Raw genomic sequence first — 15448 nt, 5'->3', positions numbered from 1 at the left:
CTCTGCCACCCCCCCGTGCCTTGCGCACCCTTCGAAAGGCCCCGTGTGTCCACGCCGCCCGTCGATCCCCACCTGCCCGCCGTACACCTGCGCCCGCCGCGCAACTGGATCAACGACCCCAACGGGCTGGTCTTCCACGACGGCCACTACCACGTGTTCTTCCAGTACAACCCGTACGGCCCGCAGCACGCGAACATGCACTGGGGTCACTTCCGCAGTCCCGACCTGGTCACCTGGGAAGAGCTCCCTATCGCCCTCGCCCCCACCGCGGGCGGCGACGACGCCGCCGGCTGCTTCTCAGGCAACGCCGTCTCCGTCGACGGCCGGATGGTGGCCTTCTACTCCGCCAACCGCACCGGCCGCTGGTGGCAGCCGGTCACCACCGCCGAATCGCACGACGGCGGCCACACCTGGGCCAAACGGCCGGAGTCGCTCATCCCGCACCCACCCGCTGACACCACCATGTACCGCGACCCCTACGTCTGGCAGCAGGACGGCCGCTGGCGGATGCTGGTCGGCTCGGCCCTCGCCGACGGCCGTGGCGCCGCCCAGCTGTACGAGTCGACGGACCTGGACAACTGGCAGCACCTCGGCCCGTTCGCCGCCGACGCCCCGAGGCCGCTGCCCGGCGGCACCGACACCGGCGCCGGCTGGGAGTGCCCCCAGTACGCTTTCTGGCCGACGCCCGACGGCGCGGGCCGGCCGGGCCTCCTGATCGTCAGCACCTGGGACACCGACGCCGGCCCCCTGGCCACCGCCGCCTACCCCGGCCGCGAGACCCCCGACGGCACCTTCCATCCCTCGGCACCTGTCCGGCTCGACCACGGCCCGGACTTCTACGCCCCCGCACTGCTGCGGGCCCCGGACGGCCGATGGCTGCTGTGGGCCTGGTCGTGGGAAGCCCGCGAACCCACCTGGGTACGCGAGGCGGGCTGGGCGGGACTGCTCACCCTGCCCCGCGAGATCTCCCTCGCGGCCGACGGCACCGTCCACCAGCAGCCCGCCCGGGAAGTCGCCGGACTGCGTGGCGAGCAACTCCTGTACGCCACCGGCCGCGCCCAGGCGGACCCGGCCGCACTCGGCGAAGTCGGCGCCACCTTCGACCTCACCGCCCGGCTCATGCCTTCGCCGGGCCGGCCGGGCGGTCTCCGGCTGGTCACCTCGGCTGACGGGAGCGAACACCTGGACGTCACGGTCGACACCGTCGCCGGCGAAGTGGTGGTCGACCGCTCCCGCGCCTCCCGCGATCCCCGGGCCGTCGGCGGCACCTACCGCATCCCCTGCCCGGCGGCCCGCCCCGGGGCTCCGGTCGAACTGCGCATGGTGGTCGACCGGTCAGTCCTCGAACTCTTCCTCAGCACCGGAGAAGCCCTGACCCTGCGCCTCTACCCGGTCTCCGATGCCCCCTGGTCGCTGCGGGCCCGATCCGTCGACTTCACCGTCCAGGCGTGGACTCTCACCGCCCCCGCGGGGCCCGTCCGCGGCACCGCCACCCAAGACGCCACCCAAGACGCCCTCCACGCGCACCACCCGAACCCCGCACAAGGAGCGCCATGCCCAGAACCGCCCGTCCCCGCCGCAGACTTCTCACGGCCCTGACCGTCCTGTCCGGGCTGGGCCTGCTCGCTGCCACGCCGGCCGCCGCCGACACCCTCTACCGCGAGCAGTACCGCCCCCAGTTCCACTTCACCCCGGCCCAGAACTGGATGAACGACCCCAACGGTCTGATCTGGTACAAGGGCCAGTACCACCTGTTCTTCCAGTACAACCCGTCCGGCAACAGCTGGGGCAACATGTCCTGGGGCCACGCCGTCAGCACCGACCTCGTCCACTGGAAGGAGCTTCCGGTCGCCATCCCCCAGGACGACAACGAGATGGTCTTCTCCGGCAGTGTGGTGCTGGACAAGAACAACACGACCGGCTTCGGGACCAAGGCGAAGCCGCCGCTGGTCGCCGTCTACACCAGCCTGGTGAAGTCCACCGGCATCCAGAGGCAGTCGCTGGCGTACAGCACCGACGGCGGCACCACCTGGACCAAGTACTCCGGCAACCCGGTCCTCGACCTCGGCTCCGTCAACTTCCGCGACCCGAAGGTCTTCTGGCACGCCCCCACCCATACCTGGCTGATGGCCGTCGCCCTCTCCGACCAGCACAAGGTCTCCTTCTACAGCTCCTCGAACCTCAAGCACTGGACCCACCTGAGCGACTTCGGCCCGGCAGGCGCGACCGGCGGGGTGTGGGAGTGCCCGGACCTGTTCCCGCTGCCCGTGGACGGCGACCCGAAGAAGACCAAGTGGGTGCTGGCGGTCAACCTCAGCCCCGGTGCCATCGCGGGCGGTTCCGGCGCCCAGTACTTCGTCGGCGACTTCGACGGCAAGAAGTTCACCGCCGACGACAGCGGCACCTACACCCCGCCGAGCGGCACCGTGCTGCAGGACTTCGAGTCCGGCTCCTTCGGCGACTGGACCACCACCGGAGCCGCCTTCGGTACCGCTCCGGCCATCGGGGCGTTGGACGGCCAGAGTTCGGTCACTGGCTCCGACGGAAAGGCCTTCGCCAACAGCTTCCACGGCGGCGACGCCTCCACCGGCACGTTGACCTCGCCCGCGTTCACCGCGACCAGCAACTACATCAACTTCAAGGTCGGCGGCGGCAACCACCCGTACCAGCCCGGCTCCATCCTCGGCGACGAGGCGACACCGACCGGCGAAGCCCTCGCCGACTTCGAGGGCAGTACCTACAACAGCCCCATCGGCGACTGGACCACCACCGGCGACGCCTTCGGCACCGGACCGGCCCAGGGAACCCTCCCCAACCAGCAGCAGGTCACCGGCTATCTCGGAGGCGGACTCGCCAACAGCTACCTGAACGGCGACGCCTCCACCGGCACCCTGACCTCACCGACCTTCACGATCGACAAGAAATACCTGGACTTCCTCATCGGCGGCGGCTACCACGCCGCGAGCTCCGACGCCCCTACGGCCGTCGAACTCGTCGTCGACGGCAAGGTGGTGCGCTCCGCGACGGGCGCCAACGCCGAGGCCCTGAACTGGGCCTCCTGGGATCTGTCCGACCTGCAGGGCAAGCAGGCCCAGATCAAGGTCGTGGACGCCAACTCCGGCGGCTGGGGTCACGTCAACGTCGACCAGGTTGTCCTCTCCGACACCCAGGCGAAGCCCCACTCCGACGAGACCGGCGTCAACCTCCTCGTCGACGGCAAGATCGTGCAGAGCGCAACGGGCGCCAACTCCGAGAATCTGGACTGGGCCTCCTTCAACACGACCGCCTACAAGGGCAAGCAGGTCCAGCTCCAGATCGTCGACGCCAACACCGGCGGCTGGGCACACGTCCTCGCCGACCAGTTCACCGCCGCCGACAAGCCCGCCCTGTCCACCACTCAGCGCGCCCACTGGCTCGACTACGGCCAGGACTTCTACGCCGCCAACTCATTCACCGACGCCCCCGGCGGACGGCGCGTCATGACCGCCTGGATGAACAGCTGGAACTACGGCGGCAACATCCCCACCACGCCCTGGCGCAGCGCGGACACCTTCCCCCGCCAGCTGGCACTGCGGACCGTGAACGGCAAGACCCAGCTGGTCCAGAACCCGGTCAGCGAACTGAAAACCCTGCGCGGCACCGAAACCGACGTCCCGGCGACCACCGTCACGAACGGCAGCACTCCGCTCGGCGTCCACGGCAGCACCCTCGAGCTCGAGGCCGACCTCACCCCGGGCACGGCCGACCGTTTCGGCCTCGACGTCCGCACAGGCGCCGGACAGCGCACCCGGATCGGCTACGACACCAGCACCGGCGAGGTCTACCTGGACCGCACCGGCTCAGGCGCGACCGACTTCGACCCCACCTTCTCCAGCACCGAACACGCCCCGCTCGCTCTCGACGGCGGGCCCCTGCGCCTGCATGTCCTCGTCGACGCCTCGTCCGTCGAGGTCTACGCCGAGAACACGCGCGGCGAACAAGTAGTCCTCACCGACCAGATCTTCCCCGACCCCGCCAGCACCGGCGTCGACGCCTTCGCCGACAACGGCACCGCCGAACTCACCCGCCTGAAGGCATGGCGACTGGCATCCATCTGGAAGTGACCACCCCGGGCGTGCTCGGCAGGTCACCTGGCCCAGCCGCGGTTTCGCACGGCCACCGGGTTCCTTCACCGTGACGAATGGCTGCCCTCCGCTGTCGGGGTCGCCGCTGCCGCGGCGAGTCCCTGGGCGGCGAGGGCACTCGCGACCGGTGACCTCACGGGCGTCTCGCTGCTGGTCATCTTCGTCGTGGTCGCGGTCCTGGGTTTCCCCCTGGGCGTCGGCCTCGGCCGGCTGGGCGCCCGGCGGGAAGCCGCGGTCGCGGCCGCGTTGGCGGCCGTTGCCACGACGGCGACGTGCGCTGTCCAAAGTTACGTAGCCGGCTTCCGGTGGACTCCGGGTGGAGCGACGTTCCTCATCCTGGTGGCCGCGATTGTCGTGGCGCTGGTCCTGCCCTTGCTGGGGCTCGGATTCGCCATCGGCTGGGCGGTGAGAATGCGGAGGCGGTGAGGCCCGCGCCGGTCGCTGCCGAAGGGCCGCGGTCGTCGCGGTGAGACCACCCGGGTTCGGCGGAGTTGGATCAGTCGGCGTCGAGGCCGTCGACCAGGCGGTTGAGGAAGCGGGTGAACGTGGCTTCGGGAGTGAGGGGGCGTCCGGGTGCGGAGAGGGCTTCGGCCAGCTCCGGGTGGTGGCCGTCCGAGGCGACAGCGGTGAGGTAGCGGGCTTCGGCTGCGACCCGGTCGGGTGACTGTGCGGCAGCGGCCTGCGCGATCTCGTAGGAGACGTGCCCTGCTACGAACGCGGTGAGCTGGGCGAAGACCTCCAGTTTCGCCGCGCCGTCCAGGCCGGTGGGCCGCAGGGCGGCAAGTGACCGTTCCAGGAAAGCCAGGGTGTTGGGGCCGAGTGTGCGGCGGGTGGACAAGGCACCGGGCAGCCAGGGATGCCGCAGCATGAGAGCGCGCTGGAGATGGGCGATGGCTTTCACGTCGGCGCGCCAGTCGCCGGTGGGCGCGTCCGTGGTCGGCAGTTCGCCGCTGACATGGTCGACCATCAGTTCCAGCAGCGTCTCCTTGTCGGGGGCGTAGCTGTAGAGCGACATGACACCGGCTCCGACCTGTGAGGCGACCCGCCGCATGGTGACCGCGTCAAGCCCTTCGGTGTCCGCCAGGGCGACGGCCGCCACGGTGATCGCCTCGCGACTGAAGGCGGGCCTGCGCCCCCTGCGGGGCCCGGTGGGGCTCAGCCAGAGCTGTTGGGGGTCGACGCCTCTGCCGGACATGCCATCCCGGGTCACGATCTTCGCAGTCCCCTTCTCTTCGCTGCGGCCCTTGCGGAAGTCATCCAAGCATCCAGTATTCTCGTACAACGTACGAGAATACTGGAGGGGAATGATGACATCGTCTACGCACGACGCCGCGTTGAACCCGGTCTGGACACCGCCTTCCGGGAAGCCGCCGTTGTCCTCGCGGATGATGAGAGCGATCTGGCGCAACCTCCCCGCCAAACGGCATGAAGTCGGGTGGGAGCCGGGGCTGGTGTGTCCGGCCGCCGACGGCAGCCCGTTGATCACGGATCATTACTTTCCTCGCGCGGAGGGCGACTTTCCCACCCTTGTCGTGCGCTCGCCGTACGGCAGGGGCCTGCCGTGGTCACCCATGTACGGCATGCTCTTCGCCGAACAGGGTTTCCACGTGGTCCTGCAGAGCTGCCGCGGCACCGGTGGCTCAGGCGGTCAGTTCGATCTGTGGCGCAACGAGGCCGCTGACGGCCAGGCCACGGTCTCCTGGCTGAGGGAGCAGCCATGGTTCAACGGAACACTGGGCACCGTCGGCCCCAGTTACCTGGGGTATGTGCAGTGGGCGCTCGCACTGGACCCCCCGCCGGAGCTGAAGGCGATGGTGATGCAGGTGGGTCTGCACGATCCCTACGCCTTGTTCCACACAGACGGTGCGCTCCGCCTGGAGAACGCGCTCCTCGTCGGCCTCGGCATGGCGTACCAGCACCGGGGGATGGCACCGTTTGTGAGAGCGACGCTGCGCCTGCAACGCCGCATGCGCGCAATCGTCATCGCAAAGCCGCTGCGCAAGGCGTACATGTCAGCCCTGGGGCGCGAAGTGCCCTGGCTGGACGGCGTGATGACCCACCCGGATGCCAACGATCCGTACTGGGCCGGCGCGTCCCTGGGAGAGGCGGCGGAGCGGCTGAGCGTGCCCACCAGCCTGATCACCGGGTGGCACGACGCGCTGGTCGACCAGACCTTCGAGCAGTACGGTCGGCTGCGTCAGGCCGGCTGCGAGACCGCCCTGCTCGTCGGCCCCTGGACCCACACCTCCGCACTTCAACAGGGCTGGCCCGAGGTGTTCGCCGAGACCCTCGCCTGGCTGCGCGCGCACCTGTGCGGCGACCGCTCCGGCCTGCGCCCCACCGGAGTGCGCGTCCACATCGGCGGCGAAAACGTGTGGCAGGACCTCGACGACTGGCCGCTGTCCCCGGCCGCCACGTCATGGTTCGCCGCCCCGGACGGGCAGGTGACCCAGCAGGTCCCCACGGACATCACACCGCTCACCTCCTTCCGCTACGACCCGGCGGCCCCCACCCCGTCGCTCGGCGGCCCTCTGCTCTCCCGGACCGCCGGCCCCCGCGACAACAGCGCACTGGAGGCCCGAGAGGACGTGGTGACGTTCACGGGTCCGCCGTTGTCCGAGCCCGTGGACGTCCTCGGTCCGGTCTTCGCGCGGCTGAGGATCTCCACGGACACCGGATACACCGACGTCTTCACCCGCCTGTGCGACGTGGACGCACAAGGGCGTTCCACCAACGTCTGTGACGGGCTCGCTCAGCTGACGACTGTCGGGCAGGCACCTTCGGAGGTCACCGTACCGATGAGCTTCACCGCCTACCGCTTCGCCGTTGGTCATCGCATTCGCTGGCAGATCAGCGGAGGTGCTCATCCGCGCTATGCCCGTAACCCCGGCACCGGTGAGTCGTCGGTCGACGCCGAGACGTTCACACCGGTACGCATCACCCTCCACACGGGCTCGGCACTGATGCTTCCCCGGGGTGCCCAGGCCGAGCCGGCCTTCGGTGATCAGCAGCCCGACGCACAGAGGTAAGCGCCGGGTCCCGGCGGCGGTAGTGGGAAGTGCGCCGCGGGAACGGGAAAGCCCCGGCTGGACGGGGGAGACCAGCCGGGGCCGTGAGCGGTGGCATGCGGAGGGCGGTCGCCTCTCGGCGAAAGGCTCCATGGGGCTTCAGCCGGACGATCGTCCCCATGGGCTATAGGTGAGGCCCGGGGACACTGTCCCCTCCGCCAGCCACATACAGGTGAACGGTCCACCGCCTCGCGTTGTTCCCTTGCGCGGCCCGAGTGCCGCTGTGAGGTGGGACACCCACCCCGCCCCAAGGAGTCCCAAGGAGTGGAGTCACGCGAGGAAGTCGGCGACGAGGGTGGCGAATTCGTCGGGACCTGCGAGCCGGATACCGAGGTCTTCGGCCTTGGCCCGCTTGGATCCGGCGCCCTCTCCGGCGACGACCAGAGTGGTCTTCCTGGAGACGCTGGAGGAGGAGCGTCCACCGGCGCGTTCGATGAGTTCGTTCATCTGGTTGCGGCTGAGCTTCTCCAGCACGCCGGTCATCGCGCCGGTCACGACCACCGTCATTCCGGCCAGCGGCCCGCCCGCCGCATCCGCACTCCCCGCGCTGCTGTCGGCGTCACCGGCCGCGGGTGAGGGTGGAGTGGCGCCGGGCTCGCTCAGGTTCACCCCGGCGGCGGCGAGTTTCTCGATGAGCGGGGCGAGTTCGGCGAGTTCGGCGACGATGGACGGGGCCTTCTCGGTGCCGATGCCCTCCACCTGCTGCATCGCTTCGGCATCGGCCGCGCGGATGTTGTCCATCGTGGCGAAGTACCGCGCGATCCGACGGGACATGGAGCGTCCGGTACCGCGCACCCCCAGCGCACACAGCACCCGCGACAGGGGCTGGTCCTTGGCCGCGGCGATGGCGGCGAGGAGGTTGTCGGTGCTGGTCGCGCCCATCCGCTCCAGGCTCAGGAGTTGGTCGCGGGTGAGACTGAACAGGTCGGCGAGGTCCGCGACCAGGCCCGCGTCGACGAGTTGGACGACGCGGGTGTGGCCGAGGCCTTCGATGTCGAGCTGGTCGCGGCCGGCGGCGTAGGACAGGGCGGCGACCAGATGGCAGTTACGTCCGTTCTCGCAGCGCCAGCGCTGCTCGCTGGTGTCGATGTCGGCCCCGCAGCGCGGGCAGGCTTGGGGGAAGACGATGGGCTGTTCGTCCCCGGTCCGCAGGTGGGCGACGGGTGCTTCGATACGGGGAATGACGTCGCCGGCCCGGTGGACCATGACGTGGTCGCCCAGACGCAGGTCGCGGCGGGTGATGTCGGCCGGGTTGTGGAGGGTGGCGTAGGTGATGGTGGCGCCGTCGATCTCGACCGGTTCCAGGACGGCGCGCGGGGCGATGATGCCGGTGCGGCCCACGTTCCACTCCACCTCGAGCAGCCGGGTGATCTTCTCGACTGCCGGGAGCTTGTAGGCGATCGCCCAGCGTGGGGCGCGCGTCCCGGATCCTGCCGACTGCTGGTCGGAGGCCAGATCGGCCTTGATGACGATCCCGTCGATCCCGAACGGCAACTCCGCCCGTGCAGTGGCGATCTCCTGCACCCGGGCCAGCACCTGCTCGGCGGTGTCGGCGGTGGTGCCGGGCACCGCGGTGGTGGCGGTGGTGTTCACCCCCAGCTTGCCGGCCCGGACCATGAGGTCGCTGTGCGCGCTCTCACCCAGCCGCGCGGCGAGCGTGGGCTCGGTGTCGGCCAGGGGCAGCAGACCGTAGCCGAAGAACGTCATCGGGACGGTGTAGGCGCGCTCCTTGGCGCGCAGGGTGCCCGCCGCGGCGCCCCGCGGGTTGGCGAACGGCTGCCCTCCGTGTGCGGTACGCACCTCGTTGCCGTGCTCGAACTGGGCGGTGGTCATGAGGACTTCGCCGCGCACTTCGACGGTGACCGGCTCGGCCAGCTCGAGGGGCAGGCCCACGATGGTGCCGACCGCGTGCGAGACGTCCTCCCCGGCCGTCCCGTCCCCACGCGTGATCAGTTGTCTGAGTCGGCCCTCCGTGTAGCGGGCGGCGATCGCCAGCCCGTCCAGCTTCGGCTCGATGCTGAACCGCTCGACCTCGTGGCCGACGCGGCGGGCCAGTGAGGTGGTCCAAGCGGTGAACTCCTCCGGCGAGAAAACGTTGTCCAAGCTCAGCATCGCCACCGTGTGCGGGACATCGCCCTGAACGGCGCCGCCGGCGACCTTCCCCGTCGGCGAATCGGGCAGCACCTGCTCGGGATGGTCGGCCTCCCAGGCCGCGATGCCGCGCACCAACCGGTCGTAGGCATCGTCGTCCAGCACCGACGTGCCCCCCGCGTAGTAGGCGGCGGACGCCTTCACCGCGTCCTCGACCGCCTGCGCGTAGGCGGCGGCATCCACGATCACTGCAGCTGGTGTTGTCATGACCGTCATCTTGCCTGCCACCACTGACATTGCCCCTCGTAGGCGGCGCCGGCCTCACCGAGGATGTCCCCAAGGCCCTCATCGGCGCCCGGAGTGCCTGATGGCTCGCGGTGAGGCGCCCAGTTCCCTGCGGCAGATCTTGTTGAACGCCTGGAGATCGGGGATACCGACGGTCGCGGCGATCGCCGGGATGGCCAGCGTCGAGGCGATCAGGAGGTGCCGGGCGCGCTGCATGCGGCGGCGCCGGATGTAGCCGACGACCGTGAGCCCGGTGTCGTCCCGGAACAACCGTGTCAGATGGGTGTGCGAGATCCCGGCTGCACGGGCGATGTCCGGGACGCCCAGCGGGGCGGCCAAGTGCTCCTCGATGTGGGCCATGGCCGTTCGCAGGGCGGGGTGCCGGGACCCCTGGCGGTTCCCGGAGGCACCGGCCAGGCCCGTCGTGCGCCACAGCACTGTCCAGAGTTCCGCGGCGGCCCGCGCCGGGGACTGCGTTCCGGCCGCGACTGTCTGGCGCAGCATCGCGCTGAGCACCGCGGCGTCCGCACCTGCGTCCTGCATCACCGGGACGCGGTGCCGCTCGCCCTCGCCCGGCAGCCTGAAGTGGGCATACAGGTGCTCGCATCGCGTGGCGTCGTAGTGGAAGTGCGCTTCTGTACCGGGCGGCACCAGGCTCACGTGCCCGGGGCGGATCGGATGCCGAAAGCCGCCGAACTCCAGGGTGCCGGAGTAGCCGTACAGATGGAGCTGCCACAGTCGCGGCAGCCGGAACACGTCGTGAGGGCCGGCGTACCCGTGTACGCCCACGCCCGCGTTCTCCACCTGCGGAGGCAGGTCGAGAGCGAGCTCCACGGAATGCGGCATGGTGGAAAATTACCAGTGCTTGCTGTTTACAGCCCACGACTTCCCGGCCATCTCTTTCTACGGTTGCCGTATGCCAACCACACGACAACTGCTGAGTTCTGCCCAGGTGGCTCGGTTCGTGGCCCAAGGATTCCTGCGCCTGGACGGCATCGTGCCCCGGGAACTCAATGAGGAAGCGCTTGACGTCTTTGCCCCGGGGCTGCCCGCCGTGCCGTACGGCACTCCTGTGCCCGAGGCGTTCCCCGAGGGGTCCTTCGCCAGACGGCTCGTCGAACTCCCCGCCGTCGCGGGCGCGTTGGAGAGCCTGGTGGGCGCGAACCCGACCGTCGACCACCACTTCGTGCACACCCGTGAACCGCGCGAGGGCAGCGCGCAGCCGCTGCACGCCGACGCCCTCATCGACCTGCGGACAGACGCCTTCGACGTGCAGCTCATGTACTACCCGCAGGAGGTCACCGCGGACATGGGTGGCACCCTCATCGTCCCGGGCAGTCATCTGCGCCGGACCAACGAGTCCGACACCGGCCGCTACCAGAACCTGCGCGGCCAGACCCGGCTGACCTGCCCCGCCGGTACGGTCGTCCTGCTGCACCACGGCATCTGGCACGGCGGGCGGCGCAACGACAGCGACACCGTCCGCCACATGTACAAGATCCGTTTCAACCCGACCGTGCCGCAGGTGCGGCTCTGGGACACGACGGACCTGAACGACCCAGCTGTGCGTGAGGAGTTGGGGCGCACCTTCCCCTGGTACGAACCGGCCACCGGCCGTCTGGAGATCCACAACCGGATCAGGCTCTGGCGCTCGCTGTCCGCCGACCCCGACTTCGACATCGCGTACTGGGCCACCCGAATCGCCAACCGACCTGCGCAGAGGAGCAACGCGTGACCACTTCGAACACCGTGCGGCAGCAGGTTCTCGTCCTGTACCTGGGCACGTCCGCTCTGGACTCACCGGTCATCGGATGGGCCCGCTACGACGGCACCGGAGCGACCCGGCCCACCACCGGGGACAGCGATGAGCCACCGTACGAGACGGGGGTTGCCGCGCTGGAGGATGGCTGGCGTCTCATCCAGGCCGCCCAGCTCGTTCCGCCGTACCCGGGAGCGGAACACGAGACGTCGTTCCTCAAGCACGAGTTCTTCTTCGAGAGACTCGTTACGGTGTGAGCCAGGACGCGGGCACGGCGCCAGCGAGCGCCGCCCGCAGGACGTCTCCCACGCCGCCTACGTCGCCGACGTCATCGCCGTTGCCGAGCAACCGACCCTGCGGCGGCCTGTCCTGGTCGGCCAATCGCTGGGCGGGCACACGGCCATGCTCACCGCCGCTGCACATCCCGACCTCATCCGCGCGCTCGTGCTCATCGAGGCCGGCCCGGGCGGTCCGAACCCCAACGGCCCCGGGGACATAGGTGCTTGGCTCGACTCGTGGCCGACACCGTTCCCCTCACGCGAAGCGGCAGCCGGGTTCCTCGGCGGGGGACCGGTCGGCGCAGGCTGGGCGGCCGGACTGGAGGAACGCGACGGCGGATGGTGGCCTCGCTTCGACCGCGACGTGATGGTCCGTTCACTGGCGGAGAACGCCCGGCATTCCTTCCGGCACGAGTGGGGGCAGGTCGCGTGCCCCACCCTGGTGGTCCTCGCCCAATCAAGCTTCATCCATGCGCAGGAAGCCGACGACATGCTCCGGCAGCGACCCGCCACCATGGCCATGAGCATCCCAGGCACCAGCCACGACCTGCACCTGGAACAGCCTGAAACCCTGCACACCGTACTCTCGGACTTCCTCCAGGGCCTCGCCTGAGAATCCTGAGGGTGTCTGGCTCCCCCCCCCGTGGACTCAGGTACTCACCTGATGAGGTGGACGGTGAGCTGCGTCTCTGTGTCACTGACGTTTTCGGCGTTGATGTAGCCGTGAGCTGTGCGGTAGGCCCCTGTCCCACCGGTGATCGCGAGGTTGATGTCGCCAGGGCCGGCGCTGGTGACGGTGAACCGTCCTTGGAAGGTGATCTGCCCCTGGGTCAGCGAGAGGGAACCCGCGCACAGCAGGTCGAACTCATCAAGTGGGGCCGTTCGGGTCATCGTGCACACCTCGCCGAACGTGCCGATCGTGTTGTTGAAGAAAAGGAGATCCCCGCTGATGACGAGTTCGTCCCCCTGGCTGGGGCCGGACGACCCGTCCACGTCGATGGAACTCGCCTGAGTCTGCTTCGCGATCAGCTGGACGACCCTCTCCCTGCCAGTCGTGCGTTCGGGGGCGGGGTTGCTTGAAGCCAACGCTGGGTGAGAGCAGACAAGGAGCGCAGCCAGTCCAGTGGCCGCGCTCAGACCGACATGCTTGAAGTGCCGCACGGTGCGTCTCCTGTCATGTGACCTAACCGATTCCCAGGTCAGGCTCATATGGATCGAACGGCTCCGCGACTCCACCAATCCATTCAGGGGACACGACCGGAGCGTCTACCCCGCGGACATCGACGCGGGGGCTGCGTTCAGTAGGAGGCGAAGGGCGTGTTCGAGGGCAGCAGCCAGCAGAGCGAGAAGGCGGGTGCGGATGACGAGGAGCCGGGGCCGCGCGTGCTGCCGTTCCGCCGCGGCAGCTGACTTACGCAGTGACCCGGTTGAAGCGGCCATGGCGCGCGGGCCTCATCACGTCCCTCGAGAGCACCGCGATCGGGGAACCGTCATGAGCGGTGCGCCGTACCGGGATGCGGAACAGCGGCTGCCAGACCTCCCTGTCGTCGACGCCCACCACCATCTGTGCAACTTTTCCCAGCAGTCCTACCCGTGGCTGGAGCGGCCGGTCGAGCAGGGATTTCCGTATCACGGCGACGACAGACCGATACGGCGGGACTATCTCGTGGAGCACTACCTGGCCGACGTCGGAGAGATCGACCTGGTCGGGTCGGTACACATCGAGAACGGCGCGGCAGACCCCCGGGGCGAAACGACCTGGCTTGCCGACGTGATGCGGGCCGCGGGGATTCCCTCCGCGCTGGTGGTCAGGGTCGACCTGCTCGGCGACTCCGCTGCGCAAGACCTGGAGTGGCAGGCGGCGCAGCCGGGGGTGCGGGGGATCCGTCAGATCCTCAGCTGGCACCCCGATCCCGTCTACACGCACACAGCGAGCCCCGACCGAAGATCCGTCGTTGCGGACCAACTTCGGCCGGTTGGCCGCCCTCGGTCTCTCCTTCGACCTGCAGATCTATCCGCACCAGATGGAGCAGGCGGCTGTCCTCGCCCGCGCCTTCCCTGATGTCCGGATCATTCTGGACCACGCCGGGATGCCGATCAGCCGGACCGAACCGAGCCTCGCCACCTGGCGGGAGCAGATGCGCCACCTCGCGCGGTGCCCGAACGTCGCCTGCAAGATCTCCGGCATCGGGGCGCAGGACCACCACTGGACTGCCCATTCGATACGGCCAGTTGTGCTGGGGGCGATCGAGGCGTTCGGACCCGACCGCAGCATGTTCGCCGGCAACTTCCCGGTGGACAGCCTGTATTCGACCTTCAGTCGGCTCTACAGCGCCTTCAGCGAACTGACAGCCGACTTCAGCGCCGACGAGCGGGCAAGGCTCTTCTCCGGTACCGCGACAGAAACGTACCGGCTGGGCTCCGCAGGGCGTCCCGGCCCGGTGCCGTCCGGATAGCGCCTCGGGGAGCCGACGATTGCCGCCCGCCACGTACGCGGCGCTCGTCCGTACGGCGAGGGCCCCAGGGCGTAGCTCACGTCGCGAACAGTCCGCGGCCGAACCAGTCCTTGCCGTCGCGGACTCCGGGCAGGGCGAAGAAGTAGCCGCCGCCGGTGGGCGAGATGTAGTCGACGAGGGGTTCGTCGATCAGGCGGGTCTGCGTGGCCTCGAACTGCCGCTTGACGTCCTGCTGGTAGCAGCAGAACACCAGGCCCATGTCGAGGTTGCCGACGCCGTCGATCCCGCGGTCGTAGTTGTAACCGCGGCGCAGGATGCGGGAGTTGTCGGTGGCTACGGTGCGCGGGTTGGCGAGCCGGATGTGGGCGTCCAGCGGGATCGCGGTGCCGTGCGGGTCCTTGGCGTAGCGGGGGACATCGGTCTCCGTGGCGCCGTCCAGCGGTGCCCCGGTGTCCTTGCGGCGGCCGAACATCAGCTCCTGCTCGCTGAGCGAGACCCTGTCCCAGAACTCGACGAGCATGCGGATGACGCGGATCACCTGGTAGCTGCCACCCCTGGTCCAGTCGGGCTCGCCGTCGCTGTCGCCCACCCAGATGAGGCGGTTGGTCTCGCGGGCCGAGGTGACGTCGGGATTGGCGATGCCGTCCTTGAAGCCGAGCAGGTTGCGCTGGGCCCCCGTGGGGCGGGGCGTGTTCTGGAAGCCGTCGATGCGCCACTTGATCTGCAGGGCGCCGCGGGTGTGCTTGGCGATGTCGCGCAGCGCGTGCAGGACGGTGTCCTGACGGTCGGCGCAGATCTGCAGGGACAGGTCGCCGTGGCATTCGGCGGGCTTGAGGTTGTCGTTCGGGAAGGTCCGCATGGGGGTGAGGCGGCGGGGCTTCGCCTTGGTGAGGCCGTAGCGGTCGTCGAAGAGGGACGCTCCGACGCCGACGGTGACCGTGAGACCGTCGGCGGGGACGGTCGGGCCGAGGATGCCGTTGTCGGAGGGCGGGGCGCCGACGCCGAGGTCGGCGGGGGTGCCCCCGGAGGTCAGGAAGCGGGCGCGGCTGGTGATCGTCTTCAGAGTCTCGGCCAACTGCGCACGGTTGTCCGCGATGACGGTGAAGGAGACGAAGGTGGCGGCGGCCGGGGTGGGAGTGATGATGCCGGCCTGGTGAGTGCCGTGGAAGGGCACCTTGGTGGCTTGTTCCGTCTGCGTGGCGGCCTGAGCGGTGCCGCCGCCGCTCCCGGCGAGCGCGAGGCCGCCGCCGGCCAGGACCGCGCCGGCGGCTCCGGCGCCGAGGGCCGTCTTCACGAAGGAGCGACGGCCGGCACCGGCAGGGCAGCCGCCCTGCGGGGCGGGGGATTCGGCGGGCGGCATGGGAGCGTTCCCTTCACTGCGTACGGG

12 protein-coding genes and 1 pseudogene are annotated in these 15448 nt (G+C 69.6%); 7 read left to right on the top strand and 6 right to left on the bottom strand.

What is annotated here, in order from left to right:
• The first annotated feature begins 45 nt into the window (after positions 1–45).
• Together OHA64_RS03005 and OHA64_RS03000 are read left to right on the top strand one after the other, a co-directional pair.
• A complete protein-coding gene (locus OHA64_RS03005) occupies positions 46–1599 on the top strand; it encodes a glycoside hydrolase family 32 protein (protein WP_405607354.1) in 1554 nt (517 codons plus the stop codon).
• Positions 1554–4103, top strand: coding sequence for a GH32 C-terminal domain-containing protein (locus OHA64_RS03000; RefSeq protein WP_405607351.1), 2550 nt, complete (start codon positions 1554–1556; stop codon positions 4101–4103). The genes OHA64_RS03005 and OHA64_RS03000 overlap by 46 nt, the downstream gene beginning before the upstream one ends.
• Positions 4104–4620: 517 nt before the next feature.
• Here the strand turns inward: OHA64_RS03000 and OHA64_RS02995 are convergent.
• Entirely contained in the window at positions 4621–5319 is a 699-nt protein-coding gene (locus OHA64_RS02995) for a TetR/AcrR family transcriptional regulator (RefSeq protein ID WP_405623834.1), read from the bottom strand.
• Between the two features lie 112 nt (positions 5320–5431).
• Between OHA64_RS02995 and OHA64_RS02990 the strand changes: the two genes are divergently transcribed.
• A complete protein-coding gene (locus tag OHA64_RS02990) occupies positions 5432–7153 on the top strand; it encodes a CocE/NonD family hydrolase (RefSeq protein WP_405623833.1) in 1722 nt (573 codons plus the stop codon).
• 309 nt (positions 7154–7462) lie between these two features.
• On the opposite strand, the gene ligA is transcribed toward OHA64_RS02990, so the two are convergent.
• Positions 7463–9550, bottom strand: coding sequence for an NAD-dependent DNA ligase LigA (gene ligA, locus OHA64_RS02985; protein ID WP_405607348.1), 2088 nt, complete (start codon positions 9548–9550; stop codon positions 7463–7465).
• Positions 9551–9628: 78 nt separating this feature from the next.
• Positions 9629–10414 carry a helix-turn-helix domain-containing protein gene (locus OHA64_RS02980; protein WP_405607345.1) on the bottom strand — a complete coding sequence of 262 codons (786 nt, stop codon included), beginning with the start codon at positions 10412–10414 and terminating at the stop codon, positions 9629–9631.
• Positions 10415–10484: 70 nt separating this feature from the next.
• On the opposite strand from OHA64_RS02980, the gene OHA64_RS02975 reads away from it, so the two are divergent.
• From OHA64_RS02975 to OHA64_RS02965, 3 genes and pseudogenes are all read left to right on the top strand, one after another.
• Positions 10485–11303, top strand: coding sequence for a phytanoyl-CoA dioxygenase family protein (locus OHA64_RS02975; RefSeq protein WP_405607342.1), 819 nt, complete (start codon positions 10485–10487; stop codon positions 11301–11303).
• Complete coding sequence (locus OHA64_RS02970) at positions 11300–11584, top strand: hypothetical protein (protein WP_405607339.1); 285 nt, start codon at positions 11300–11302, stop codon at positions 11582–11584. Before OHA64_RS02975 ends, OHA64_RS02970 begins: the two co-directional genes overlap by 4 nt.
• A 7-nt stretch (positions 11585–11591) precedes the next feature.
• Positions 11592–12218, top strand: a pseudogene (locus OHA64_RS02965) (alpha/beta fold hydrolase); the annotation flags it as partial.
• Between the two features lie 44 nt (positions 12219–12262).
• On the opposite strand, the gene OHA64_RS02960 reads toward OHA64_RS02965, so the two are convergent.
• A complete protein-coding gene (locus OHA64_RS02960) occupies positions 12263–12766 on the bottom strand; it encodes a dirigent protein (protein WP_405623831.1) in 504 nt (167 codons plus the stop codon).
• A 250-nt stretch (positions 12767–13016) separates the two neighbouring features.
• Positions 13017–13325, bottom strand: a complete 309-nt coding sequence (locus OHA64_RS02955) for a hypothetical protein (RefSeq protein WP_405607336.1) — start codon at positions 13323–13325, stop codon at positions 13017–13019.
• Between the two features lie 115 nt (positions 13326–13440).
• Between OHA64_RS02955 and OHA64_RS02950 the strand changes: the two genes are divergently transcribed.
• Positions 13441–14061 (top strand): amidohydrolase family protein, encoded by a 621-nt coding sequence (locus OHA64_RS02950; RefSeq protein WP_405623830.1) that lies wholly within the window; start codon positions 13441–13443, stop codon positions 14059–14061.
• A 76-nt stretch (positions 14062–14137) separates the two neighbouring features.
• On the opposite strand, the gene efeB is transcribed toward OHA64_RS02950, so the two are convergent.
• Positions 14138–15421, bottom strand: a complete 1284-nt coding sequence (gene efeB, locus OHA64_RS02945) for an iron uptake transporter deferrochelatase/peroxidase subunit (RefSeq protein ID WP_405607333.1) — start codon at positions 15419–15421, stop codon at positions 14138–14140.
• Between the last annotated feature and the right edge of the window lie 27 nt (positions 15422–15448).

It is taken from the genome of Streptomyces sp. NBC_00076 (assembly GCF_045041235.1).
Taxonomy (GTDB): Bacteria; Actinomycetota; Actinomycetes; order Streptomycetales; family Streptomycetaceae; genus Streptomyces.
This window is presented reverse-complemented; position numbering and strand designations above follow the sequence as displayed.

What these genes read in the sequence shown, in the direction of transcription:
- OHA64_RS03000 (WP_405607351.1), top strand. Translation starts at nt 1,554, where the DNA reads ATGCCCAGAACCGCCCGTCCCCGCCGCAGACTTCTCACGGCCCTGACC.
- OHA64_RS02995 (WP_405623834.1), bottom strand. Translation starts at nt 5,319, where the DNA reads ATGTCCGGCAGAGGCGTCGACCCCCAACAGCTCTGGCTGAGCCCCACC.
- OHA64_RS02990 (WP_405623833.1), top strand. Translation starts at nt 5,432, where the DNA reads ATGACATCGTCTACGCACGACGCCGCGTTGAACCCGGTCTGGACACCG.
- ligA (WP_405607348.1), bottom strand. Translation starts at nt 9,550, where the DNA reads ATGACAACACCAGCTGCAGTGATCGTGGATGCCGCCGCCTACGCGCAG.
- OHA64_RS02980 (WP_405607345.1), bottom strand. Translation starts at nt 10,414, where the DNA reads ATGCCGCATTCCGTGGAGCTCGCTCTCGACCTGCCTCCGCAGGTGGAG.
- OHA64_RS02975 (WP_405607342.1), top strand. Translation starts at nt 10,485, where the DNA reads ATGCCAACCACACGACAACTGCTGAGTTCTGCCCAGGTGGCTCGGTTC.
- efeB (WP_405607333.1), bottom strand. Translation starts at nt 15,421, where the DNA reads ATGCCGCCCGCCGAATCCCCCGCCCCGCAGGGCGGCTGCCCTGCCGGT.